Below are 24455 nucleotides of genomic sequence, written 5' to 3'. Positions count from 1 at the left end.
CTCTCCGAAGGAAGGCCCCGCTCCGCGGGGGAGGCGGAGCGGGGCTTCCGTTGCATCCCGGCCACAGGGGAAAGGCCGGGAAACCTCTTGCAGCAGCAGGCGGTTACTCGCCGCCGCCGCCGTTGCCGTTGCCACCACCACCGTTGGTGCTCGGCTGGGCGACCGCCATGGCCAGGCTGTTGGCCTGCAGGTTGCCGGTACCGGCCGCCAGGTTGACGCCGATGTTGCCCGAGGCGCGCGCAAAGGCGCTGTCGGACAGGCTGGCGGTGTTGGTGTGGTCGACCACGATCCACTGGGTGGACGTCACCAGGCCGGCCATGCTGGCCTGCAGGTCGGCAACGCCCAGCTCAATGAACGCCAGGTCACCCGACTCGCTGCCCTCGTAGCTGCCACTTTCGACGTTGTCGAAGCCCAGGCCGCCCACACCGGGACGGGCCGGGTTCTGCACCGCGCCCTGGCTTTCGCTGTCGAAGTCGGCATGGCCGATCACCGGGCCTTCCGGATGCTCCTCGCCTTCCCACATGTCGGCGTAGAAGTTGCTGCTCTGGAAGGAGTTGCCCCCGCCGCTGTAGCCGCCGGACGAGGAACCCTCGTAACCGCCGAAGCCCACGCCCGCGGTCATGCCGCTGACGGTGCCCGACAGGCTCATCTCGACCGAGTCGGTCATCTCCTGCACGTAACCCTCGTTGCTGGTGACGTTGCCGGTGGAGACCTGGTTGGAGCTGACCGAGGACTGCGCGTAGGCGCTGGTGGCCACCGACGCGGCGAGCGCGTTCTTCTGCTGGTTGTTGTTGCCCGCGGCGACGTTGACGCCGATGTTGCCGGCGGCATCGCTGAAGGCATTGCCCGCCAGGTTGGCGGCGTTGGTCACGCCGACGTTGCTGGTGACGTTGCTGGCACCGTACTGGTTGACGAAGATCTCCGCGTCGGCCAGGCCGAAGGCGAAGCTGGCGTCGGCCGCGGACAGCGCGGCGGCGTTGTCCTGCACGTTGTTGTCACCGGCGGCAACGTTGAACTGCAGGTTGCCCGAGGCCTCGGAGCCCGCATCGCCATCGATGGCGGCATCGTTGGTGACCAGGTCGTTGATGCCGACGTTGCCGGTATTGGACTGGCGGTTGTCGATCAGCGCGATCGCCGCCGAGTCGACCTCGATGTCACCCGACACGGTCGGATCCCCGCTGAAGGTGATATCCGAATCCAGCGACAGCGACTTGTCGATGTTGACGCTCACGCCATGCTCGTCGCGCTCGCTGCGGATGTCGGTGCGCGAATACTCGTTGTGCTGGATGTCGGTGATGCGCTGATCCGTCTCGAAGTTGTGCGACTCGTTCATGTCCACCGTCATGGACAGGTCTTCACTCAGGGTCGACGTGTAGTCCTGGCTCATGCTGGAGGAGATGCTGACGTCTTCGGTCAGGCTGCCGCTGATGTTCAGATCCTCGTTGTAGTTCGAGGTGTAGTTCTCCTCGATGTTCTGGTTGACGTTGCGATTGAGGTTGTCGTTGTAGTCGTAGTCGACGTCGAGGTTGATGTCGCCACCAACGTTGAGGTAGCCGCCTACTTCCACTTCGCCGAACGCCTCGATGTCACCCCATATGGCGATGTCGGTTCCCACGGCGGTTTCCACGTCCGCCTGGGGGAAGCTCTGGGCCGACGCAGTGCCCATGGCGAACATCGCCGCGGCGGCTGCAAGGGCCGTGATCTTCAGATTGGCTTTCATGATCGTCTCCTGGTTGAACTCGGTTGTTGTCAAAATCCGGGCGGAGGTCCCTGCTGCACGGAGATCAGCACCCTGTTCTCCGTTGCGTTGCCGGCACCCGCCGCCTGGTTGAGCTGCAAGATCCCGCCGAACCCCTGCAAGGCGGACCTCTCGACGCCCACCCTGCGGGTTTGCGTTCTTGCGGCCCCTGGTTCGGAGATGGCTTGCACTCCCGCCGACGCGAAATCCATGGACGCCAGCTGCGCGTCCGGGGTTTCACGTATGCCTCGTTCGGCCAGCGCAACGGTGATCGCGTTGAGTTCCGCGTTGCCGGTTCCGCTGGCCTGGTTGATCGATGCCAGGCCACTTGCGCCCTGGAAGGCGTTGCCTGAAATGACGGCCGTCGCGTGGTCGGGGGCCTGGCCCACGTCCGCGTGGCTGCGCTGCAGCGCGCCGGCCGATGCCGCGGCATGTCCGCCCACGGCAATGCCGCGCGCGTTGGCCTGCTGGTTGAAGTCGCCGGCCGCCATGTTGACCGCGATCGCGCCGCTGGCCCCGCTGAACGCGCCGTCGTCGATGCTGGTCCTGGCCAGGTACTCGAGCATTGCCGCGTACTCGTCCGTGGCCTGCGCGTGCACGGCTGCGCCCGGCAGCAGCAGCGCCAGTGCAGCCAGCAACGGGGTGGCCCGGATGCGCATGCTCACGGCCCGCCCGGGCCGGTGGGAGTGGCCGGCGTCTGGCCGAGGGGGAACTGCGACAGCGCGCCGGTGACGTGGGCGCCGATGCCGCGGGTGGTGGCGCCGACGGTTCCCAGCGGGCCGCTGAGCACCGCGCCCACGTTGCCGCCGGGGACGGCGGCGCGGTTCTGGCCGTTGCCGCCGGTGCCCAGGCTGCCGGCCAGGGCCCGGTTGACGGTGCCTTCGATGGCGTTGGGCGCGCGCATCGATCCCGGGGCGTGGCCCGAGGACATGGCGGCGAAATCGGCATCGCTGAGTTCACCGGTGCCCAGCGCAGCGTGGATTTCCCGGTTGGGCCGGGGATCGACGATGAGCCCGAAGCTCGGCGGTGCCGGCCGGTAGGCGTGGCGGGCGTTGACGTCGCGCAGCAGGACCATTTCCCCATGCACGGGGTGCACGCCCACGCGTGCATCCGCCGCCGCTGCCCAGCCGGGCAGCAGGGCCAGGGTGGAAAGGACGGCAATCAGGCTGGTCGGGACGGGGCTGGCCATGGATCACGCTCGCAAAGGTGCGGATCCTTGATTACGCAGGCCCCGTGCCAAGGAAAAAATATCAACAAAATCAATTGTTTATTATTCTCCGTCCCGGTCGATGCCCGGGCCGGGTGTAACACCGCCTTGGCAGTGCGCAGGCCTCCGGACGACGGATCCGGCGCAGCGGCGCGGCCAATCGCCCACCGCCGGAGTGTCACACCGGCGTTACACCCTTCGCCGGAGCGTTACAGTCCACCCACGGCCAGGCGGCCGCTTTCCGTTGCCGGCCGTGCGCGGGTAGCCTGACCACGGCGCCGCACCGGCGCGGATCACGGGAAGGACACGATGCAGGACATGCTCACGCGCGGCTGGGAGGCAGTGACCACCGTTCCCTGGCTGGCAAGCGCGCTGGTGCTCGGCTGGCTGGCCTACCTGCTGCTGCTGGGCGGCTGGATCGTGCTGCAGAAGCGCGAGCCGGTGGCCACGCTGAGCTGGCTGCTCGGCCTGGCGCTGCTGCCCTACCTGGGCTTCCTGATCTACCACGTGTTCGGCCCGCAGAAGATCCACCGCCAGCGGCTGCGCCGCCAGATCAGCCGCAAGCGCATGTCCGAGGACGCCGACTACGCAGGCGAGGACACCGAGGCCGTCGCGCTGGCCCGCCTGGCCGAAGCCAGCACCGGCCTGGTGCGCACCCGCGCCCGCGACGTGCGGCTGCTGGTGGACGGCTGTGCGACCTATGACGCCCTGTTGGAGGATGTGCGCGCGGCGCGGGTGCATATCCATCTGGAGTACTACATCTATCACCCGGATCACTCCGGAACCGCGCTTCGCGACGCCCTCATCGAACGGGTGCGGGCCGGGGTGAAGGTGCGGCTGCTGATCGACGCCGTCGGCGGCAACCGCTCGCGGCGCTTCTTCAAGGACTTCATTGCCGCCGGCGGTGAGCTGGCGTGGTTCCACCCGCCGAAGTTCGGGCGCATCTGGCAGCGGCCGTGGCTGAACCTGCGCTCGCATCGCAAGATCGTGGTGATCGACGGGCGCATCGGCTACACCGGCAGCGTCAACATCAGCGACGACCACGACGAGCGCCACCGCGAGGACGCCTTCCGCGACCTGCACATGCGCCTGGAGGGCGAGGCGGTACTGCGGCTGCAGCGGGTGTTCGTGGAGGACTGGATCTATGCCGCCGGGGACGATGCCTGCGTGCGCGAGATCGCCGCGCAGACGCCGCCGCCGGCCGACCCGGGCGACGTGCGCGCGCTGGTGCTGGCCTCGGGCCCGGACTCGTCCTGGGAAGCGGTGCACCGCCTGCACGTGGGCGCCATCCACGGCGCACGCGCGCGGGTGTGGCTGGCCACCCCCTACTTCGTGCCCGGCGAGGCCGCGATGATGGCGCTGACCTCGGCCGCGCTGGCGGGGCTGGACGTGCGCCTGCTGGTGCCCAAGCGTGGGGATTCGCTGCTGGTCACGCTGGCCGCGCGCTCCTATTTCGACACCCTGCTCGAAGCCGGGGTGAAGGTGTACGAGTACGGCCCGCGCATGCTCCACACCAAGGCGCTGCTGGTGGATGAGCACATCGTGCTGATCGGCAGCGCCAACTTCGACCACCGCAGCTTCCGGCTCAACTTCGAGGTCTCGGTGCTGCTGGACGACGCCGCGCTGGCCGGACGCCTGGAGCAGCACCTGGAAGGTGAGCTGCGGGATTCCGAGCCCGTGCGCGACGATCCCGACCGGCCGCTGTTGAGCCAGCGCCTGCCCGAAGCGCTGGCGCGGCTGCTCTCTCCGCTGCTGTAGGCACGGATGGCGGATCGGCGGGCGTTCCCGCCGTGCCAGCGGCTTTCGCGGCCCCGCGCAGCGGTTAGACTGTTCCTGTTCACGGAGGAGGGAAGCTCCATGCCTTGGCTGTTCCTGCTGCTGGCAATCGCCGCATTTGCGATCGCGATGACCACCGCTTCGGTGGCGCTTGCGGTCATCTGCATCCTCGTCGCCCTGGTACTGCTGGTGGTCTGGGTGCTGGGCCTGCTGGCCCAGCGCGTGGGCAGCCAGACCCGCGACGACACCATGATGATCGACCCGCAGGAGCTGCGGCGGATGCGCGAGCAGGCCGAAGCCCGGCGGGCGGCGGCCGGCGCCTCGGATACCCCGCCTCCCGGATCGTGAACACGCTTTCGGCCGCCGGGCTTTCGATGGCCGGGCCGGCGGCACGATGACCCGGCTGAGCGTGAACCTCAACAAGGTGGCCCTGCTGCGCAACGCGCGCGGCGGGGACGATCCGGACATCCTGCGCGCGGCGGCCACCTGCCTGGACGCTGGCGCGCACGGCATCACCCTGCACCCGCGCCCCGATGCGCGCCACGCCCGCACCGACGACGTGCTGGCGCTGGCCGGCCTGTGCCGGGAGCGGGGGGGGGAGTTCAACCTGGAGGGCAATCCGTTCGCGGCGCCGCGGCCGGGGTATCCCGGCTTCCTGGCGCTGTGCGAGCGCGTGCAGCCCGACCAGGCCACCCTGGTTCCCGATGACGACGGCCAGCTGACCTCCGACCACGGCTTCGACTTTGTCGCCGACGGCCCGCGCCTGCGCGCACCGGTCACCGCGCTCAGGGACATCGGCTGCCGGGTGAGCCTGTTCGCCGACGCCGATACCGGGCCTGCGGTGGCGCGGGCGGCGGATATCGGCGCCGACCGCATCGAGCTGTACACCGGCCCCTACGCGCTGGCGCACGCCCAAGGCAGCGCGGCGGCCGCCCTGCAGGTGTTCACCCGGGCCGCCCGGCGGGCCGCGGACGCGGGGCTGGGCGTGAACGCCGGGCACGACCTGAGCCAGCACAACCTGGGCGAATTCCTGGCCGCGGTGCCGGGCGTGCTGGAGGTGTCGATCGGACACGCCCTGGTCGGCGAGGCCCTGTACGACGGCCTGGCCGCGACGGTTTCGCGCTACGTCGAGATCATCCGCGGCTGAGCCGCCAAGCCGCCACGACGCCGGGCCGGGAACAAAAAAAAGACGCCGCCCATGGGGGGCGGCGCCTGATTGCCGACGGGTTCCGGTTGGCGCCGCGCTGCAGGCAACGGCGAACCGGGGGCCAGCGGTTACTTCTTGACGAAGCCGATCTTCAGCATCTGCGCGTTCTTGGCCTCGGCCAGCACCTTGGCCAGGACGCCGTACTGCGAGTCCTCGGCGGCGTCGATTTCCAGCGTCGGCTGGTTGCCGGGGTCACGCTGGACCTCGGCTTCCATCATGTTGCGCAACGCGTTCATCGGCGTGGGGCTGTCGTTCCAGAACACCTGGCCGGCACCGTCGATCCGCAGGCGGATCGGCTCGGGCGGATCAACCCGCTGTTCGGGCGGATCGACCGAGCGCTGCGGCAGGTCGATGTCGATCGGATACGACAGCTGCGGCGCGGTCACCATGAAGATGATCAGCAGCACCAACATCACGTCCGCGAGCGGGATGATGTTGATTTCGGCCATGGGGCCGTCGCCGGAGTTGGTACTGAATGCCATCGTGGATCTCCGTCAGTTCTCGCGGGTGGCGACGAAGCCGACCTTGCGCATGCCCTGGGCCTGCGCGATGGTCACGACTTCGTTGATCACCCGGTACGGGGTGGTCCGATCCCCACGCACGTTCACCGGCGGCTGCGGGGTCTTCTGGGCTTCCACCGAGAGCGCGCTTTCCAGCAGCTCATGGGTGACCGGCTGGTCATTGAGGAAGATGTCCCCGTTGTCCTTGACCGCGATGGTGATCGGAGGCGCCGGCGGCGCGGTCTGATCCCGATCCTCGAGATCAGCCCGCGGCAGTTCCACCTCGACCCGATGCGCCATCAGCGGTGCCGTCACCATGAAGATGATGAGCAGCACCAGCATCACGTCGACCAGCGGGACGACGTTCATGGCGGACATCGGTTCTCCGCCGCTCTGGTTGGAGCTGTAAGACATATGCGGCCTCCGTCAAACCGTCCGGATCAGCGCTGCTGCGCCGGGGGGGCAACGTCGCCCTTGCGCGAGCCAATGGCAAAGAAGTCGTGCAGGTCGTGCGCGAAGGTGTCGAGCTTGTTGTTGGTGATCTTGTTGGTGCGGGTGAAGAAGTTGAAGCCCAGCACCGCCGGGATCGCCACGCCCAGGCCGATCGCGGTCATGATCAGCGCCTCGCCCACCGGACCGGCAACCGCGCCGATGTCGGCCTGGCCGCTGGCGCCGATGCGGATCAGTGCGCGGTAGATGCCCCACACGGTGCCGAGCAGGCCGACGAACGGGGCGATCGAGCCCACGGTGGCCAGCAGGGTCAGGCCCGACTCCAGCCGCAGCGACTCGCGGATCACGGCCTGGCGCAGGGCGCGATCAACGAACTCGGAGCGGTTCAGCGACTCGACCAGGCGCGAGCCCTCGTGACGCTGGTGGTGGGCGGCGGCCTGGGCGGCGTCCAGGGCGATCTTGGAGAACGGCTCGCTCGGGCGCTGCTCTTCCATGAAGCGGATGGCGTCCTGCGCGTTGGGGGTTTCCCAGAAGGTGTTGACCACGCGGTCGGAGCTGGCCTTCAGGCGCTGGTTCTTGAAGAAGTTGAAGATGATCCAGTAGATCGACAGCGCGGACATCACCAGAAGGGTGATGAGAGCCGTCCAGCCGACGATATCCAGGTGCTGGATCATGTCCGCGAAGCCCATCTGCTGCAGCGCTGCGGCGCTGTCGGCGGCTCCGGTCGGGGCGTTGGTGGTTTCCTGCAGCATGACGCTTACCTTTGAGTGATGAAGATTGGAGGTGAAGGTGGAGCTTGGGTAACGCTGGGTTGAACTGGATCGGCTGGCCGGGCGGCGGCTGCCACCCGGAACCGTTTACCGGACTCAGTCCAGGTTGAACTCGACCGGGACGCGTACCAGGCCGGCTGCCGCCCGACCGTCGACCATCGCCGGGTTGAAGCGCCATTTGCGCGCGGCCTGGACCGCGGCGCGGTCGAGGTCGCGGTTGCGGCTGGAACGCTCGACCGACACGTCGGTGACGTTGCCGCTGGCATCCACGGAGACAACCAGGATCACGGTACCGGTGATGCCCGAGCGCAGCGCGGACGGCGGGTAGCGCGGCGGATTCATGGCCCGCGAGGAGATGTCCACGCTGGCCTCGATGCTCTGCGGCGGCGCCGGCGGCGCGGGCGGTGCAGGCGGCGGGGCCGGGGTGTCCATCGGCGAGGGCGTGTCGAAGACCACCGGCGGGTCATCGGGCGGCGGCGGCAGCGGCGAAGGCTGCGGCGGCGCCAGCTCCTTGATCTCCGGCGGGCGCTCGGGCTCCGGCGGCGGGGGCGGCGGCGGCGGGGGCGGCGGCGGCGGCTCGATGATCACCACCTGGGTGACATCCTCCTGCGCCTCGTCCGTGGCCGGAGGATTGACCGGCGCCAGGAGCAGCAGCACGGCCGCCACATGGAAAGTGATCACCATGGTGAAGCCGGCGATGCGGGCCCAGTCCAGGCCCGGATCCTGGCCCGAGGCATTGTTCGGCAAACGTTGGGTCATGCGGCAAGCTCAAGTGTGTCCGGACGTGGCGGGCCCGGGTCGGTGGTTCGAATTGCCCGCGACCACGTTTCGGCGACGGGAAATTCCAAGTCTATACCAATCTTTATTACGGTTACCAACCCGAAAGTCATGGCAAATGGCGACCGTGCGTCAGTTTCCGATGATGCGGCGGGCGTCCTGCTCGTTGCGCACGCCCTTGGCGATGGCCTGGCGCGCGGCTTCTGCGGCTTCGGCCTCCCGGCCCTCCCCGTACAGCACGCGGGCCAGGTTGAGGAAGGTCTCGCCGTTGTCGGCCAGCGGCGCCGCCTTGCGGTAGGCGTCGATCGCCGGTTCCGGCTGGTCGGAGAAATAGTACGCCTGGGCCAGGGCCAGGTAGGTCTGGTGGTTGCCCTCCAGCACGCCCTTGGACAGGCCTTCGTTGATGACCTCGATCGCCTTCGCCTCGCCGCCCTCGTTGTTGAGGTGCATGGCCATCAGGTTGCGGTACTCGCGATCCTCGGTGAGCTGGCCGGCCGCGCGCAGCCGCTCCATCACCGCGACCGCCTTGTCCACCTGGTCCATCTGCAGGTACATGCTGGCCAGGTTCATCTGCGAGCGCTTGTCGTCCGGTGCGCTGGAGGCGATCTGCTCGGCCAGGGCGGTGGCTTCGGCTTCGCGGCCGGTCTCGGCGTAGGAGGCCATCAGCGCCTGTGTCCAGCTCGAGTTGGGCTCCTCGGCGGCGTCGATCGCCTCGCGCAGGGCCGGGATAGCCTCCTCGTAGCGCTCGGCCTGGTACAGCACCTGGCCGCGCAGGGCCAAATCGTTGGCCTCCTTGCTGCCGGACTCGGTGAAGTAGCGGTCGAGCAGGGTCAGCGCCTGGTCGTTCTCTTCGTCCTGGGCGTGCAGCTGGGCAAGCATCAGGATCGCCTGGAGGTGGTTGTTGTTGTCCAGCGCGTCGTATTCGATGGCCTGGGCGATGTAGCGCTTGGCGCCTGCAACGTCGTCGGTGTTGTAGGACGCGTGGCCGGCCATGTTGGAGGCGTAGGCTTTGTCGTAGTCATTGGCGCGATCCTGATCAAGGATGTCCTGGGCCTGCACCAGCGCCTCGGCGTAGTCCTGGTCGTTCATCGCGTTGTTGAGGCGATTCAGGCGCTGGCCCATGCGGGCGGAGGCACCCTCCTTGGGCGATTCGCGGGTGGCGTCCGGGTAGCGCTCTTCGACGGGCGCCTGCCTGCCGGAGTCACGGTCGCGCCTGTCCGCACCACGGCGGCTGCGCTGGCATTCGTTCGCCTGGTCGCCCTGGACGGCGATGGCGGGCGAGCTGTTGGCGGCGGCGGCCTGGGGGGCGGCGCCGGCGGCAAGGGCGGCGGCAACGGCAAGGGCGATCAGCGCGGGGGTGTGGAGGGTGGATTTCATGGGGTCACCTTTTCGATCTGGACGACATCCGCGCGCCCGGGAGCGTCGGCGGAAACGGGGATTCTGGCACAGGAACCGCTTTTGAAGTCACCGTGCAGCCGCAGGCCAACGGCTCAGCGGCAGGCGGGCCGGCGTCCGGACGCGCGGGCCTGCTCGTACACCGGCACCAGAGACACGGCGCGGGTCTGCATCTCGCTGATCCGGGCCTGCGGGTTGGGGTGGGTGGACAGCCATTCGGGCGGGCGGTTGCCGCCGCTGGCGGCGATCATGTTCTGCCACAGGTTCACGGCCTTGCGCGGATCGAAGCCGGCGCGGGCCATCAGCTCCTGGCCGACCACATCGGCCTCGGTCTCCTGGGCGCGAGAGCCGGGCAGCAGGAACAGGCCCTGGGCGGCGATGCTGCCGCCCTGCATGGCGGCCTGGCCGACGCCTTCGCCGTAGCGCGCGCCGAGCAGCCCGCCGACCACCTGCAGGGCGCCGGCGGCACCGTACTGGCGGGTGATGCGCTCGTCATGATGGCGGGCGATGACGTGGCCGATCTCGTGGGCGATCACCGCCGCCAGCTGATCCTGGTCGCGGGCCACGGTGAAGATGCCGGTGTTCACGCCGACCTTGCCGCCCGGCAGCGCGAAGGCGTTGGGGCTGTCATCGGCGAACACCGCCGACTCCCAGGCGATCGCCCGCTGGTCGGCCGGCAGTTCGCGCACCACCGCCTGGACGACGCAGTTGACGTACGTGGTGTGGCTGCGGTTGCTGCTCAGCTGCTGCTTGCCCTTCATTTCCACGAAGGACTGGGCGCCAAGCTGGTCGAGCTGATCCTGGGGAACCGCGCCCACGTACTGGGTGCGGCCGGTGGGAGAGGTGGTGGTGGCGCAGGCGGCCACCAGGGCGGCGGTCGCGAGCGCCAGCAGGATCTTCTTCATGACGGGCCCCTGACGGTAGGTCTTGACGTTTGTAAACGGCGGCACCTGAAAGAATCGTCAACGCGCCGCCTCCCACAGCGGCATCGTACAGCCTGGCGCGGGCTCCCGTTCAGATATCCAGGTTGGAGACCTTCAGCGCGTTGTCCTCGATGAACCCGCGGCGCGGCTCGACCAGGTCGCCCATCAGGGTGCTGAACACCTGGTCGGCGGCGAAGGCGTCCTCGATGCGCACCTGCAGCAGGCGCCGGGTGTCCGGATTGACCGTGGTTTCCCACAGCTGATCCGGATTCATCTCACCCAGGCCCTTGAAGCGCTGGATCTGGCGGCCCTTCTTGGCCTCCTCCATCAGCCACTCGTGGGCCTGGGCGAAGCTGGCGACCGGCTGGGTACGGTTGCCGCGCACGATCCTGCCGCCCTCGCGGATCAGCCCGTGCAGCAGTTCGGCGGCCTCGCGCACCGGCTTGAGCTCGCCGCTTTCAAGCACCGCCAGCGGCAGCACCTGGCGCTGCTCCATGCCCATGTGGCGGCGCTTGACCAGCAGCGCGACCGGGCGGCCGGCGTCGTCCAGCTGCAGATCCAGCGCATAGGACGGCTTGCCCAGGCCGCCGAGGTTCAGGCGCGCCTGGAGCGCGTCCAGCTCGTGGCGCTCGTCGATGTTCTCGACCACCGCGTCGGCGTCCAGCGGGGTGAAGTCGATCAGCGCTTCGATCACCGCCGGGTCGTAGCGGTGGGCGTTGCGGGCGATGGCCTCCTGGGCGCGCGCGTACACCAGCAGCAGCTTCTCCAGCGCCGCACCCTCCACCGGCGGCTCGCCCTCGGCGGGCACCAGCGAGGCGTTCTCGACCGCGTTGGCGGCCAGGTAGGCGTTGAGCGCCGCGTCGTCCTTCAGGTACAGCTCGGTCTTGCCCTGCTTGACCTTGTACAGCGGCGGCAGGCCGATGTAGACGTGGCCGCGCTCGATCAGCTCGGGCATCTGCCGGTAGAAGAAGGTCAGCAGCAGGGTGCGGATGTGGGAGCCGTCCACGTCCGCGTCGGTCATCAGGATGATCTTGTGGTAGCGCAGCTTGTCCGGGTTGTACTCGTCCTTGCCGATGCCGGTGCCCAGGGCGGTGATCAGGGTGCCGACCTCGGCCGAGCTGAGCATGCGGTCGAAGCGCGCGCGCTCGACGTTGAGGATCTTGCCCTTGAGCGGCAGGATCGCCTGGGTCTTGCGGTTGCGGCCCTGCTTGGCCGAGCCGCCGGCCGAGTCGCCCTCGACGATGAACAGCTCGCTCAGCGCCGGATCCTTCTCCTGGCAGTCGGCGAGCTTGCCGGGCAGGCCGGCGATGTCCAGCGCGCCCTTGCGGCGGGTCAGGTCGCGGGCCTTGCGCGCGGCCTCGCGGGCACGGGCGGCGTCGACGATCTTGCCGGCGATGGCGCGGGCGTCGTTGGGGTTTTCCTGCAGGAACTCCTCCAGGCGGCTGGAGAAGGTGCTGTCCACCACTGGTCTCACGTCCGATGAGACGAGCTTTTCCTTGGTCTGCGAGGAGAAGCTGGGGTCGGGCACCTTCACCGACAGCACCGCGATCATGCCCTCGCGCATGTCGTCGCCGGACAGGTTCACCTTGGCCTGCCTGGCGATCCCGTTCTGCTCGATGTAGTTGCTCAGGGTGCGGGTCAGCGCGGCGCGGAAGCCCTGCAGGTGGGTGCCGCCGTCCTTCTGAGGGATGTTGTTGGTGAAGCAGAACATCGTCTCCTGGTAGGAGTCCGTCCACTGCAGGGCGACTTCCACCGTGATCCCGTTCTGCTCGCCCGACACCGCGATCACGTTGGGGTGCAGCGGGGTCTTGAGCTGGGCCAGGTGCTCGACGAAGGAGCGGATGCCGCCCTCGTATTCAAAGGTATCGCTGCGCTCGTTGCCGCTGTCGTCGCCGCGCTCGTCGACCAGGCGGATGCGCACGCCCGAATTGAGGAACGACAGCTCGCGCAGGCGCCGGGCCAGGATGTCGTACTGGAACTCGGTGTCGGTGAAGACCTCGGTGGCGGGCTTGAAGCGCAGCACGGTGCCGCGGCGGCCATCGGCCGGGCCGACGACCTTGAGCGGGTACAGCGGCTCGCCCATGGCGTATTCCTGGCGGTGGTACTCGCCGTCGCGCCAGATATCCAGCCACAGGTGCTCGGACAGCGCGTTGACCACGGACACGCCCACGCCGTGCAGGCCGCCCGACACCTTGTAGCTGTTGTCGTCGAACTTGCCGCCCGCGTGGAGCACGGTGAGGATGACCTCGGCCGCCGAAACGCCTTCTTCCTTGTGGATATCGACCGGGATGCCGCGGCCGTTGTCGGAGACCGATACCGAGCCGTCCTGGTGGATGGTCACCACGATGTCGTCGGCGTGCCCGGCCAGGGCCTCGTCAACCGCGTTGTCGACCACCTCGAACACCATGTGGTGCAGGCCGGTGCCGTCGTGCACGTCGCCGATGTACATGCCCGGGCGCTTGCGCACCGCCTCCAGGCCGCGCAGGACGGTGATCTTGCTCGAATCGTAGGACGTCTGGCCCTGTTCGGGCGTCTGGGGGGTATCGGTCATTCGGGTTTCCGGGTTGCCAGTGCGCCCCCCGGCGGCGGCCCGCGAGCGCGGGCGTTCGGCACATTAAGCTTACAGGGGGCTTAACCGCCTGATTATAGCATTCCGGCCACCCCGGGACGCGGCTGCCCGCGCGGCGGAACAGGCTCAGGCCGGGGTGACGCGGCCCTGTTCCACGTGGAACACGCGGACGTCCCCGCCGGGGCCGTCCGGGCCCGCGGCGGGCAGCTCGGTGCCGGTGACGAACACCTGGGCCCCGCTTTCGCGCAGCGCGGCGAGCACCCGCCCGCGATGGCCGGCGTCCAGCTCCGACGCCAGGTCGTCCAGCGCCACCACCGGCCATTCCCCCAGCCGCGCCGCCAGATCCCGGGCCTGGGTGAGGAGGCAGGACAGCGCGGCCAGTTTCGCCTGTCCCCGCGACAGGGCCTCGCCATCGGGCATGGTGGAGAAGGACAGGCGCCAGTCCGCCCGGTGCGGGCCGACGGTGGTGTGGCCCAGCGCGCGGTCGCGATCGCGCGCCAGCAGCAGGGCGTCGGCCAGCGGCATCGATTCGCGCTTCCAGCCGGGAATGAACTGCAGGCCGGCCGTGCCCAGGGACGGGGCAATCTCTGCGCTGGTCGTGGCGACCACTGGATCAAGACCGTCCAGATAGCCCTGGCGGAACCCGGTCAGCGGCTCGCCCGCGGCCGCCAGCTCACGATCCCAGACGTCCAGCTCATTTCCCGGCGCGCCGTGCTTGAGCAGCACGTTGCGCTGGCGCAGGGCGCGGGCATAGCGCCGCCAGTGGCCCAGGAACTCGGGTTCCACGTGGAACAGGCCCCAGTCCATCATCCGCCGGCGCGGCTCGGCGCTGCCGCCCACCAGCGCATGGCTGCCGGGCTCGAAGGTGACCACCGCCAACGCCGCGCACAGCTCCCCGAGCTGGCTCACGGCCTGGCCATCCAGGCGTCCTTCCCAGCTCGATCCCGAATGCCGCAGCCCGGCCCGCCGGTCGCGTTGGCCGCCGGCCAGGCTCCATTCCACGTAGATTTCGAGCGCATCGGCGCCCGTGCGAACCAGCCCGTCGCGCACCCGTCCACGGAAACTGCGCCCGTAAGCCATCAGGTGCAGCGCTTCGAGCACGCTGGTCTTGCCGGCGCCGTTGTCGCCGGCCAGCAGGTTCAGTCCCGGGCCCGGGGCCAGCTCGACCTGTTCCAGCCGGCGCAGGTGGCCGATCCGCAGCCGGGTCACCTGCACGGCCGGACTCCGCGGCAGGGGCTCCAGGGAGCAAAACGCCCGGACAAGGCCGGGCGTTCTGGTTTCACGTGGAACAGCGAAGCGGTCACAGCCGCAGCGGCATCACCACGTGACGGCACATTTCGCTGCCGGCCTCGCGCACCAGCGCCGAGGAGTTGGCGTCGCGCAGCTGGATCACCACGTGCTCGTCGCGCAGCGCGGACAGCGCGTCCAGCAGGTAGTTGACGTTGAAGCCGATCGCCAGATCCTCGACCTTCGTATCCGCCTCGATCTCTTCCTGCGCCTCTTCCTGCTCCGGGTTGTGGGCGCTGATCTTCAGCTGCCCGGGCGAGACTTCCACCCGCACCCCGCGGTACTTCTCATTCGACAGGATCGCCGCACGCTGCAGGGCCGCGCGCAGCACCTCGCGATCCACCTTGACCTCACGGTCGGCGCCGATCGGGATCACCGCCTCGTAATCGGGGAAGCGGCCGTCGATGAGCTTGCTGGTGAAGGTCACGTCGTCGCGCTTGACCCGCAGGTGGCTGCGATCCAGCTCCAGCTCCAGCTCGCGGTCGCCGCCTTCCAGCAGGCGCTGCAGCTCGGTCACGCCCTTGCGCGGCACGATGATCTGGCGCTTGCTGGCCACCGCGGCGTCCAGCGGCGCCTCGCACAGCGCCAGGCGATGACCGTCGGTCGCCACGCAGCGCAGCCGCGACTCGCCCAGGTCGAACAGCAGGCCGTTGAGGTAGTAGCGCACGTCCTGCTGGGCCATGGCGAACGCGGTGCGCTCGATCAGTTCCTTCAGCGCCGCTTCGGGCACCTGGATCCGCTCGGTGGCCTCGACCTCGTCGATCGCCGGGAAATCGTTGGCCGGCAGGCTGGCCAGGGTGAAGCGGCTGCGTCCGGCCTGCACCGTCACCTTGTCGCCGGACTGGGAAACGGTGACCTTGCTGCCGTCAGGCAGGGCGCGGACGATTTCAAACAGCTTGCGCGCCGGGATCGTGGTTTCCCCGTCCTGGGCGTCATCCACGCCGCTGCGGGCGACCATCTCCACTTCCAGGTCGGTGCCGGTCAGCGACAGCTGGCCTCCCGAGACCTGCACCAGCAGGTTGGCCAGCACCGGCAGGGTCTGCCGGCGTTCGACGACGTTGACGACCTGGGTCAACGGCTTGAGAAAGACTTCGCGCTGAAGGCTGAAACGCATGCCGATCGATTCCCCTTGGCTCTACTGCTTGAAGAACTGGATAAAAATCAAAAGATGGTGGTGATGGTGTCGCTGGAAACGCTTGATAAGCCACTTAAATCATTGATTCAAAAGCATTTATTCTAGTCAAAACCAGGTGTACAACCGGGCCGGTGCCTCTGGGGCAAGCTGTGGACAACTTTTCGGGCCGGCCTGCGTCCCGGAGTTGTCCACAGCTTGTCCCGCGCCGGTCAACAACACCCCGGGAGCGCCTACTCGCTGAGCTTGCGGATCAGCTTGTCCCAGTCCTCGCGCAGCTTGCCGTCGGTTTCCATCAGCTTGCGGACCTGGCGGCAGGCGTGCAGCACGGTGGTGTGGTCGCGACCGGAGAACGCGTCGCCGATCTCGGGCAGGCTGTGCTCGGTCAGTTCCTTGGCCAGCGCCATCGCCACCTGGCGCGGGCGGGCCAGCGAACGGGTGCGCTTCTTGCCCAGCATGTCCTTGGTTTGAAGACCGTAGTAGTCTGCCACGGTCTTCTGGATATTGGGGATGCTGGCGCTCTGCATCTGCGCGCGCAGCAGGTCGCGCAGGGTTTCCTGGGCGAACTCGGCGGTGATCGTGTGGCCGGTGAAATTGGCCCGCCCGACCAGGGTGTAGATCGCCCCCTCCAGGTCGCGCACGTTGGAGCGCAGCTTCTTGGCCAGCATGAAGGCCACGTCCTCGGGGATGTGGGCGCCGCGCTCGCTGGCCTTGGACAGCACGATCTGGGCCCGGGTCTCGAAGTCCGGCGGGTCGATCGCCACCGACAGCCCGGAGCCCAGGCGCGACTTCAGCCGCGGCTCCAGGCCCTCGACCTCGCGCGGGAACCGGTCGCAGGTCATGATGATCTGCTGGCGGCTCTCGAACAGCGCGTTGAAGGTGTGGAAGAACTCCTCCTGGGTGCGCTCCTTGCCGGCGAAGAACTGGATGTCGTCGATCAGCAGCGCGTCGACCTCCTGGAACTGGCGTTTGAAGGCGTCCATCGCCTTGTCCTGCAGGGCCCGCATCATCGCGTTGAAGAAGCCGTCCGAGCGCAGGTACAGCACCCGCGCGGCGGGGTTGAGTTCGCGCATGCGGTTGCCGGCGGCGAACATCAGGTGGGTCTTGCCCAGGCCGGTGCTGCCGTAGAGCAGCAGCGGGTTGTGGGCGCGGTCGCCCGGGTTCTGGGCCGCATGCCAGGCCGCGGCGCGGGCCAGCTGGTTGCTGCGGCCCTCGACGAAGTTGTCGAAGGTGTAGTGGCTGTCCAGGTTGCCGTGGAAGGCCGGGCCGTTGGCCACCGGCGCGACGGCCGCGGCCGCCAGCGGCGCCGCCGGCGCGGCCTCGATCCGCGGCATCGAGCCGATCTCCAGCGACACCTCGTCGGCGCCGCCGAAATGCCCCAGCAGCTCGCGGATCCGATCCAGGTAGCGGCTTTGCACCTCGTCGCGGATGAACACGTTGGGCGCGTACAGCACCACCGTGCCGTTGCGGCGGGTGGCCTGCAGCGGCTTGAGCCAGGCGTGGATGTCCTCGGCCGGCAGTTCGGCTTCGAGGCGTTCAAGGCAGCGGGGCCAGGCTTCCATCTTGCTTTGCGGGTGTCTCGGGTTGCGGGCGCTGAAGGCGGCTTCGGGCCGGGCCGCGGGGGCCGCCGGAAGGGAAGTGAAACGGATCGGCCAGCCTACCACCGCCCCCCGGCAGGCGCATCCGGCCGTACGGGGCCGGGTTGACTCGCAGGCAGGACCGCGCCTATCATTCCCGGTTCGTTAAACGCCGCACCTCTGCACGAGAATCCGAAATGGCCACCAAGCGCACTTTCCAGCCCAGCAACCTCAAGCGCAAGCGCGACCACGGCTTCCGTGCCCGCATGGCGACCGCCGACGGCCGCAAGGTCCTGGCCCGCCGCCGCGCCAAGGGCCGCAGGCGCCTGTCGGCCTGACGCCGCGCCCGGCGCACGGCCGCCATGCCGCGGTCCCTGCGCCCAGCTTCCTGTTTCCCATGACCAGCGCCGCCTTCCCGAGGCAGGCGCGCGTGCGCGCGCGCGCGGAATTCGACCGCGTCTTTGCCCACGGCCGCCGCACCGCCTCGCCGCTGATGGCCCTGCACTGGCACGACGACGGCGCCCCGCCGCGGCTGGGCCTGGCGGTCTCGCGCAAGGTCGACCGCAACGCCGTGGGCCGCAACCGCATCAAGCGCCAGCTGCGCGAACAGTTCCGCCTGCTCCGGCCCGGCCTGGCACCGGGTGCTTACGTGGTGGTGGCGCGCCCGCAGGCCGCCGCGGCCACCGGCGCAGCGCTGCGCGAGGGCCTGCGGGCCCTGCTGCAGCGCGCAGGCGCGTTGCCCGTCCCGGCCGCGGACGGCACAATGCCCGGCTCCGCACGCGCGTCCACCCGCCCCCGACCATCCTCGCCGGATCCTTCCGGCCAGTGAGCCTGCCTGTCCGATGAACCAGACCCGTACCCTGTTGATCTTCGCCTGGCTCATGGTGGCAATGCTGCTGTGGATGGAGTGGCGCAAGGAAGCCAACGTCGAGGCCGCGCCCGAGCCGGCGGTGCCGGCCGAGCTGCAGGCAGGCGGCGCGGTGCCGACGGCGCAGTCCGCGGATGCCGGCGGCTCGGTGCCCACCGCGCCGGCCGTACCCGTGGCCCCGTCCGCGGACGGCAGCGTGCCGGCGGTCGAGGCGGTCGCCGCGCCCGCATCCGGCGCCGACCGGGTCACCGTCATCACCGACGTCCTGCGCCTGACCCTGGAAAACGGCAACGTGGTGGACGCCGCGCTGCTGCAGTACCCGCAGACCCGCGACGAGGACAGCCCGCCGGTCAAGCTGTTCGAGACCGACCCGACCCGCTGGTACGCCGCCCAGAGCGGCTGGGTCAGCCAGGCCCAGGCCGCGCCCACCCACGAGTCGGGTTTCATCGTTGAAGGCGGGCAGCGCGAGTACCAGGCCAGCCAGGCCGGCCAGGAAGTGACGGTACCGTTCGTGTGGACGGGCCCCGACGGCGTGCAGATCCGCCGCACCTTCACCGTGCGCCCCGGCTCCTACGCCATCCACGTGCAGGACACCGTGGTCAACGGCAGCGCCCAGCCCTGGCAGGGCTACGTCTACCGCCAGCTGTCGCGGGTGCCGCCGCGCATCAGCCGCGGCATGACCAATCCGGAATCCTTCAGCTTCAACGGCGCCGCCTGGTACAGCGACGAGAACGGCTACACCCGCCGCCAGTTCGCCAAGTTCACCGAGGACGGCCCGCTCAACCTGCAGGCCAGCGAGAGCTGGATCGCGATCCTGCAGCACCACTTCTTCAGCGCCTGGATCCCGCAGCCGGACGAGCAGACCACCATTTCGGTGCATACCGATGGCCCGCGCTACCTGGTCCGCCAGCTTGGCCCGGGGCTGTCGGTCGCGCCCGGCCAGCAGGCCAGCCTGGACGCACGCCTGCTGGTGGGGCCCAAGCTGGTCGAGCAGATCCAGGCCCAGGACGTGCGCGGCCTGGATCGCGCGATCGACTACTCCCGGTTCTCGGCGATGGCGTTCGTGGGCGAGTGGCTGTTCTGGCTGCTCGACAAGATCCACGACGTGGTCAAGAACTGGGGCTGGGCGATCGTCGGCCTGGTGATCGTGGTCAAGCTGGCCATGTATCCGCTCTCGGCCGCGCAGTACAAGTCCATGGCCAAGATGCGCCGGTTCCAGCCGCGCATGGCCCAGCTCAAGGAGCGCTACGGGGACGACAAGCAGAAGTTCCAGATGGCGATGATGGAGCTGTACAAGAAGGAGAAGATCAACCCGGTCGGCGGCTGCCTGCCGATCCTGCTGCAGATGCCGATCTTCTTCGCCCTGTACTGGGTGCTGCTCGAATCGGTGGAGCTGCGCCACGCGCCGTGGATCGGCTGGATCCAGGATCTGACCGCGCCCGATCCGTTCTTCATCCTGCCGGTGATCAACATCGCGGTGATGTGGGCCACCCAGAAGCTCAGCCCGATGACCGGCATGGATCCGACCCAGCAGAAGATCATGCAGCTGATGCCGGTGATCTTCGGCGCGATCATGATCTTCTTCCCGGCCGGCCTGGTGCTGTACTGGGTGACCAACGGTGCCCTGGGCCTGGCCCAGCAGTGGTGGTTCCTGCGCCGCTACAGCGGCGAGCCGCCGAAGTCGTCGGGCCCCGGCACGCCGGCCAAGGCGAAGGGCTGATCGCACGCGCCCGGAGGGTCGGCACGATCCGGCCCGCCGGGTAGCATCGGCGCCATGCACAGCGCGATCCCGGGCCTGCCCGCCGCCGACACCATCGTTGCCATCGCCACCGCCGCCGGTGCGGCCGGGATCGGCGTGGTGCGCCTGTCCGGCCCCGACGCCCTTCGCATTGCCGAATCGGTCTGCGCGCGCCGGCTGCGCCCGCGCAGCGCCCACTACGTCCGCTTCCACGAGCCCGACGGCGCGGTTCTCGACGACGGCATCGCGATCGCGTTCCCGGCCCCGGCCAGCTATACCGGCGAGCACGTGGCCGAGCTGCAGGCGCACGGCAGCCCGGCGGTGCTGCGCAGGCTGGTGCAGGTCTGCATCGAGCTGGGCGCGCGCCACGCCCGGCCCGGCGAGTTCAGCGAGCGCGCCTTCCTCAACGGCCGCCTGGACCTGGCCCAGGCCGAGGCGGTGGCCGACCTGATCGCCGCCGGCGACCTGCGCGCGGCGCGGGCCGCGCGGCGGGCGCTGGAGGGCGGGTTCTCGACCCGGGTGGAGGCGATCGCCGAGGCCATGCTGGCCCTGCGGATCCACGTGGAAGCGATGATCGACTTCTCCGACGAGCCGATCCAGACCCTGGGCGGGGACGAGGTTCGCGCCGGGCTGGACGCGCTGTCCGCCGACCTGGCCGGCCTGCTCGCCGCCGCCGAGCGCGGCCGCCGCCTGCGCGACGGCCTGCACGCGGTGATCGTGGGCCCGCCCAACGCCGGCAAGAGCTCGCTGCTCAACGCGCTGGCCGGCAGCGAGCGGGCGATCGTCACCGACATCGCCGGCACCACCCGCGACCTGCTGCACGAGACGGTGCGGGTGGACGGGGTCGAGCTGAACCTGGTGGACACCGCCGGCCTGCGCGAGGGCGGCGATGCGATCGAGCGCGAGGGCATGCGCCGGGCCCGGAGCGAACTGCAGCGCGCCGACCTGGCGATCGTGGTGCTCGACGGCCGTGAGCCCGCCGCCGGCCGCGCCGCGCTCGGCGATGCGATCGCCGGCGTGCCGCAGGTGCTGTGGCTGTACAACAAGGCCGACCTGCTCGCCGCGCCGCCGCCCGGCGATGCCGACGCGCTGTGGATCTCGGCCCGCACCGGCGTCGGCCTGGACGAGGTTCACCGGCGCCTGCACGCGCTGGCGGGCGGAACCGGCCCGGGAGAGGGCGAATTCACCGCGCGCGCACGCCATGTCGAGGCGCTCGGCCGCGCCGCCACGGCGGTGGGCCAGGCACGAGATCAGCTGGAGGAAGGCGTGCTGGAGCTGGCGGCCGAATCGCTGCGCGAAGCCCACGACCTGCTCGGCGAGATCACCGGACGGATCGCGCCGGATGATCTACTGGGTCACATTTTTGCAACCTTCTGCATCGGCAAATAGCCGTGGCACCGGTAAAACGGGCTCCCCGGGTGTTGACAAAAACGCGCTACTGTCGCGTCCTAAGCAGGCGTATGAACGCAATTGCATCAGGGGGAGAGCCGATGTCGGGGATTGAGAGCGGGCCCGTGGGCCCACGGTGGACGAAAATCGCGGCGCTGGTCGCGCTGGCCGCACTACTGGCGGCCTGCGGGAGCGACCCGCCCGCGCCCGGGGAGGCCGACGTCTCTCCCGCCACCACCGGAGAGACCGCGGAGACCGCGCCGGCCGAGCCCGAGCCGGCCGCCGATGCGCTGGCGACCATGGACGTGGAAGAGCTGCGCGAGGCCGCGCGCCTGGCCTACGCCGAAAGCCGCCTGTACGCGCCGGCGGGAGACAACGCGCTGGAGTACTACCTGGCCCTGCGCGAGCGCTCGCCCGGGGACGCGGCCGCTTCCAGCGCGCTGACCGATCTGCTGCCGATGACGGTGATCGCCACCGAGCAGAGCCGCGACCGCGAGGATTACGAGGAAGCCCGCCGCCTGCAGGCGCTGATCCAGCGTGCCAGCCCGGAGCATCCCGCCCTGGCGCGCCTGGCCAGCACCATCGAGGACGCCGAGCAGGCGACCGAGCGCCGGGTCGAGCAGCAGCAGCTGACCGCCGAGCAGGAGGCCGAGCGCCAGCGCCAGCTGGAGGCCGATCGCGCCCGCCAGCAGCAGGAGCAGCAGGCCGAGGCGGCCAGGCAGGCCGAAGCGCAGGCCGAACAGGAGGAAGCCGACCGGCTGGCGGCCGAACAGCGCCAGGCCGAACAGGCGGAGGCCGAGCGGCTGGCCGCCGAGCAGCGCGCGGCCGAGGAGCAGGCGGCCCGGGAACGCGCTGCCGCCGCCGCTGCCGCCGCGCCGACCGCGGCCGACGTGCGGCCGATCAGCACCCCGGCGCCGCGCTATCCGCCCGACGCCCTGCGCGCGGGCCAGGCCGGCGAGGTGCTGGTGGAGTTCACCGTCAACCCGGACGGCTCGGTCAGCAACGCCCGGGTGGTGCGCGCCGACCCGCCGCGGGTGTTCGATCGCGAGGCGGTGGCGGCGGTGCGCCGCTGGCGCTTCGAGCCGGTGGGCCAGGCGGTCACCACCCGCCGGGTGATCGGGTTCAACCCGGGCAACTGAAACATCGCACGGTGGAGAACAGAACGCCCGGCAATCGCCGGGCGTTCTGTTTTGGCCGGGCCTGCCGGGCCCGCCCGCGGCCTCAGGCCGAGACCGCGAGCTTTTCCTGCCGGTAGCGCGCCACCGCGCCCAGCCACAGCAGCGCGGCCAGGCCGAAGCCCGCGCCCAGGTACACCGCCCAGGTCTGCGCATCGATCGCCTCGGCGCGGATGACCTTGAGCAGCATCTGGTTCTGGGCCAGGAACGGCACCGCGAACTGCCACAGCTCGTTCTTGATCGGGTTGACCATCAGCACGAAGGCCGGAACCATCGGCAGCAGCATCAGCCAGGTCATGTGGCTCTGGGCCTCCTTCATGCTCTTGGCGCTGGCCGCCAGCAGGCTCAGCAGCGCGGTGCCGATGAACAGCATCGGCAGCAGCACCAGCAGCATGCGCAGCATCGCCTGGAAGCTGACGTCCAGCGAGCTGGCCGCCTCGCCGGTCTGGGCGCTGGCCTTGAGCGCGAGCAGGGTCAGCAGCAGCGACAGCAGGCCCAGCAGGCAGGCGGCCACCATCTTGCCGCTGACGATGGCCCCGCGCGGGGCCGGGGTGGCCAGCAGCGGTTCCAGCGACTGCCGCTCGCGCTCGCCCGCGGTCGCGTCCAGGATCAGGTAGGCGCCGCCCAGGAAGCTGCCCAGGATCAGCATGTAGGGCAGGATCATCGACAGGATCATGCCGCGGCTGGCCTCCTCGCTGGCCAGGTTGCGGTTGCCGACCCCGAGCGGGCGGGTGATCGACGGATCGATCCCGCGTGCCACCAGTCGCAGCGCGCCCACCTGGTCGCCGTAGGCGCGCAGCGCCGAGCGCACCCGCTGCACCGGCACTTCGGCGTTCCTGCGGCTGGCGTCGCTGATGACCACCACCGGCGCCGGCCGGCCTGCGCGCCAGTCGGCGTCGAAGGACGCGCCGATCTCCAGCGCCACGTCGACCTGCTGGCTGGCGATCGCGGCGGCGACGTCGGCCGGCGGTTCGACCACGCGGATCCGCTGCGAGGCCAGGAAGCCGACCAGGTTGGGCGCGTGTTCGGCGCCGATCACCGGCAGCTCCAGCTCGCTCTCCAGCTGGGTCTTCACCCGCGACTCGCCCAGCGAGATCATCCCCAGCATCATCAGCGGCACCAGCAGCGGGCTCATCAGCACCGCCAGGGCCAGGGTGCGGCGATCGCGGGTGATGTCGAGCAGTTCCTTGCGCACCACCGTCAGCATCGATGTGAAGAATCCAGCGCTCATGCCAGCAGCCCCTCGTCCGATCCGATCGCCTTGACGAAGGCGTCCTCCAGGTTGGTTTCATCAAAGCGCGCGCGCAGCTCGTCGGCGCTGCCCGCGGCGACCACCCGGCCCTTGGCGATGATCACGATCTCGTCGCACAGCGCCGCCACCTCCTGCATGATGTGGCTGGAGAAGATCACGCAGCGCCCCTGCGCGCGCAGCTGCTGCAGGAACTCGCGCATCGCCCGGGTGCTCATCACGTCCAGGCCGTTGGTGGGTTCGTCCAGGATCACGTTGCGCGGGTCGTGTACCAGCGCGCGGGCGATCGCGGTCTTGGTGCGCTGGCCCTGGCTGAAGCCCTCGGTGCGGCGGTCGAGGATGTCGTCCATGTCCAGCTGCTGGGACAGGGCGCGGGTGCGCTCGGCGATCACGCTGCGCGACAGGCCGTGCAGCTGGCCGAAGTAGGTGATGTTCTCGCGCGCGGTCAGGCGATTGTAGATGCCGCGCGCGTCGGGCAGCACGCCCAGTACCCGGCGCACCGCGGCCGGGTCGCTGGACGCATCGATGCCGTCCACCCGCACCTGGCCGCTGTCGGGCTTCATCAGGGTGTAGAGCATGCGCAGGGTGGTGGTCTTGCCGGCGCCGTTGGGGCCGAGCAGGCCGGTGATGCGGCCGTCGTCGGCGCGGAAGTCGACGCCGTCGACCGCCTTCACCGTGCCCGTCCGGGTCTTGAACGCCTTGTGCAGCTGCTGTGCGTGGATCATGGC

Annotated in this window: 23 protein-coding genes; 8 read left to right on the top strand and 15 right to left on the bottom strand. The window is 69.6% G+C overall.

All coding sequences use genetic code 11. The features are described from left to right. Positions 1 to 103: 103 nt before the first annotated feature. From ACOZ90_RS02885 to ACOZ90_RS02875, 3 genes are read right to left on the bottom strand one after another with little or no spacing between them, the layout of a single operon-like run. Positions 104 to 1720 (bottom strand): adhesin, encoded by a 1617-nt coding sequence (locus ACOZ90_RS02885; RefSeq protein WP_422892132.1) that lies wholly within the window; start codon positions 1718 to 1720, stop codon positions 104 to 106. 29 nt (positions 1721 to 1749) lie between these two features. Beyond that, a complete protein-coding gene (locus tag ACOZ90_RS02880) occupies positions 1750 to 2397 on the bottom strand; it encodes a hypothetical protein (protein ID WP_422892412.1) in 648 nt (215 codons plus the stop codon). A gap of 2 nt (positions 2398 to 2399) precedes the next feature. Next, entirely contained in the window at positions 2400 to 2927 is a 528-nt protein-coding gene (locus tag ACOZ90_RS02875; protein WP_422892131.1) for a hypothetical protein, read from the bottom strand. 327 nt (positions 2928 to 3254) lie between these two features. Here ACOZ90_RS02875 and cls point away from each other — a divergent pair, with 327 nt between their 5' ends. The 3 genes from cls (at position 3255) to ACOZ90_RS02860 (ending at position 5868) form a co-directional block, all read left to right on the top strand. Further along, entirely contained in the window at positions 3255 to 4703 is a 1449-nt protein-coding gene (gene cls / locus ACOZ90_RS02870) for a cardiolipin synthase (protein ID WP_422892130.1), read from the top strand. 99 nt (positions 4704 to 4802) lie between these two features. Next, the gene (locus ACOZ90_RS02865; protein WP_422892129.1) at positions 4803 to 5069 is read left to right on the top strand and encodes a hypothetical protein; all 267 of its coding nucleotides are present in this window, start codon (positions 4803 to 4805) and stop codon (positions 5067 to 5069) included. Positions 5070 to 5115: 46 nt separating this feature from the next. Next, the gene (locus tag ACOZ90_RS02860) at positions 5116 to 5868 is read left to right on the top strand and encodes a pyridoxine 5'-phosphate synthase (protein ID WP_422892128.1); all 753 of its coding nucleotides are present in this window, start codon (positions 5116 to 5118) and stop codon (positions 5866 to 5868) included. A 128-nt stretch (positions 5869 to 5996) separates the two neighbouring features. Here the strand turns inward: ACOZ90_RS02860 and ACOZ90_RS02855 are convergent, their stop codons facing one another. The 10 genes from ACOZ90_RS02855 to dnaA form a co-directional block, all read right to left on the bottom strand. Further along, a complete protein-coding gene (locus tag ACOZ90_RS02855; RefSeq protein WP_422892127.1) occupies positions 5997 to 6410 on the bottom strand; it encodes an ExbD/TolR family protein in 414 nt (137 codons plus the stop codon). A gap of 12 nt (positions 6411 to 6422) precedes the next feature. Continuing rightward, positions 6423 to 6842 (bottom strand): ExbD/TolR family protein, encoded by a 420-nt coding sequence (locus ACOZ90_RS02850; RefSeq protein ID WP_422892126.1) that lies wholly within the window; start codon positions 6840 to 6842, stop codon positions 6423 to 6425. A 26-nt stretch (positions 6843 to 6868) separates the two neighbouring features. Beyond that, entirely contained in the window at positions 6869 to 7630 is a 762-nt protein-coding gene (locus tag ACOZ90_RS02845) for a MotA/TolQ/ExbB proton channel family protein (protein WP_422892125.1), read from the bottom strand. Positions 7631 to 7744: 114 nt separating this feature from the next. After that, positions 7745 to 8407, bottom strand: coding sequence for an energy transducer TonB (locus ACOZ90_RS02840; RefSeq protein WP_422892124.1), 663 nt, complete (start codon positions 8405 to 8407; stop codon positions 7745 to 7747). Positions 8408 to 8557: 150 nt separating this feature from the next. After that, complete coding sequence (locus ACOZ90_RS02835; protein ID WP_422892123.1) at positions 8558 to 9802, bottom strand: tetratricopeptide repeat protein; 1245 nt, start codon at positions 9800 to 9802, stop codon at positions 8558 to 8560. 113 nt (positions 9803 to 9915) lie between these two features. Continuing rightward, positions 9916 to 10725, bottom strand: coding sequence for a M48 family metallopeptidase (locus tag ACOZ90_RS02830; RefSeq protein ID WP_422892122.1), 810 nt, complete (start codon positions 10723 to 10725; stop codon positions 9916 to 9918). A 109-nt stretch (positions 10726 to 10834) separates the two neighbouring features. Then, positions 10835 to 13294, bottom strand: coding sequence for a DNA topoisomerase (ATP-hydrolyzing) subunit B (gyrB, locus tag ACOZ90_RS02825; protein ID WP_422892121.1), 2460 nt, complete (start codon positions 13292 to 13294; stop codon positions 10835 to 10837). A gap of 144 nt (positions 13295 to 13438) precedes the next feature. Next, positions 13439 to 14527 carry a DNA replication/repair protein RecF gene (recF, locus tag ACOZ90_RS02820; protein ID WP_422892120.1) on the bottom strand — a complete coding sequence of 363 codons (1089 nt, stop codon included), beginning with the start codon at positions 14525 to 14527 and terminating at the stop codon, positions 13439 to 13441. Positions 14528 to 14612: 85 nt separating this feature from the next. Beyond that, complete coding sequence (dnaN, locus tag ACOZ90_RS02815; RefSeq protein WP_422892119.1) at positions 14613 to 15713, bottom strand: DNA polymerase III subunit beta; 1101 nt, start codon at positions 15711 to 15713, stop codon at positions 14613 to 14615. Positions 15714 to 15964: 251 nt separating this feature from the next. Next, the gene (gene dnaA / locus ACOZ90_RS02810) at positions 15965 to 17293 is read right to left on the bottom strand and encodes a chromosomal replication initiator protein DnaA (protein WP_422892118.1); all 1329 of its coding nucleotides are present in this window, start codon (positions 17291 to 17293) and stop codon (positions 15965 to 15967) included. Between the two features lie 212 nt (positions 17294 to 17505). Here dnaA and rpmH point away from each other — a divergent pair, with 212 nt between their 5' ends. From rpmH to ACOZ90_RS02785, 5 genes are all read left to right on the top strand, one after another. Further along, complete coding sequence (rpmH, locus tag ACOZ90_RS02805) at positions 17506 to 17646, top strand: 50S ribosomal protein L34 (RefSeq protein ID WP_422892117.1); 141 nt, start codon at positions 17506 to 17508, stop codon at positions 17644 to 17646. Between the two features lie 59 nt (positions 17647 to 17705). Next, a complete protein-coding gene (rnpA, locus tag ACOZ90_RS02800; protein ID WP_422892116.1) occupies positions 17706 to 18137 on the top strand; it encodes a ribonuclease P protein component in 432 nt (143 codons plus the stop codon). A gap of 13 nt (positions 18138 to 18150) precedes the next feature. Beyond that, entirely contained in the window at positions 18151 to 19896 is a 1746-nt protein-coding gene (gene yidC / locus ACOZ90_RS02795; RefSeq protein ID WP_422892115.1) for a membrane protein insertase YidC, read from the top strand. A gap of 54 nt (positions 19897 to 19950) precedes the next feature. Continuing rightward, complete coding sequence (mnmE, locus tag ACOZ90_RS02790) at positions 19951 to 21303, top strand: tRNA uridine-5-carboxymethylaminomethyl(34) synthesis GTPase MnmE (RefSeq protein ID WP_422892114.1); 1353 nt, start codon at positions 19951 to 19953, stop codon at positions 21301 to 21303. A gap of 101 nt (positions 21304 to 21404) precedes the next feature. Continuing rightward, positions 21405 to 22442, top strand: coding sequence for an energy transducer TonB (locus ACOZ90_RS02785; protein WP_422892113.1), 1038 nt, complete (start codon positions 21405 to 21407; stop codon positions 22440 to 22442). 82 nt (positions 22443 to 22524) lie between these two features. Here the strand turns inward: ACOZ90_RS02785 and ACOZ90_RS02780 are convergent, their stop codons facing one another. Continuing rightward, positions 22525 to 23709 (bottom strand): ABC transporter permease, encoded by a 1185-nt coding sequence (locus tag ACOZ90_RS02780; protein WP_422892112.1) that lies wholly within the window; start codon positions 23707 to 23709, stop codon positions 22525 to 22527. Then, complete coding sequence (locus ACOZ90_RS02775) at positions 23706 to 24452, bottom strand: ABC transporter ATP-binding protein (protein WP_422892111.1); 747 nt, start codon at positions 24450 to 24452, stop codon at positions 23706 to 23708. Before ACOZ90_RS02775 ends, ACOZ90_RS02780 begins: the two co-directional genes overlap by 4 nt. Between the last annotated feature and the right edge of the window lie 3 nt (positions 24453 to 24455).

Source organism: Luteimonas dalianensis (assembly GCF_049339425.1).
Lineage (GTDB): Bacteria > Pseudomonadota > Gammaproteobacteria > Xanthomonadales > Xanthomonadaceae > Luteimonas > Luteimonas dalianensis.
The sequence above is the reverse complement of the archived record's forward strand: the minus strand, read 5'-3'. Positions and strand labels throughout refer to the sequence as shown.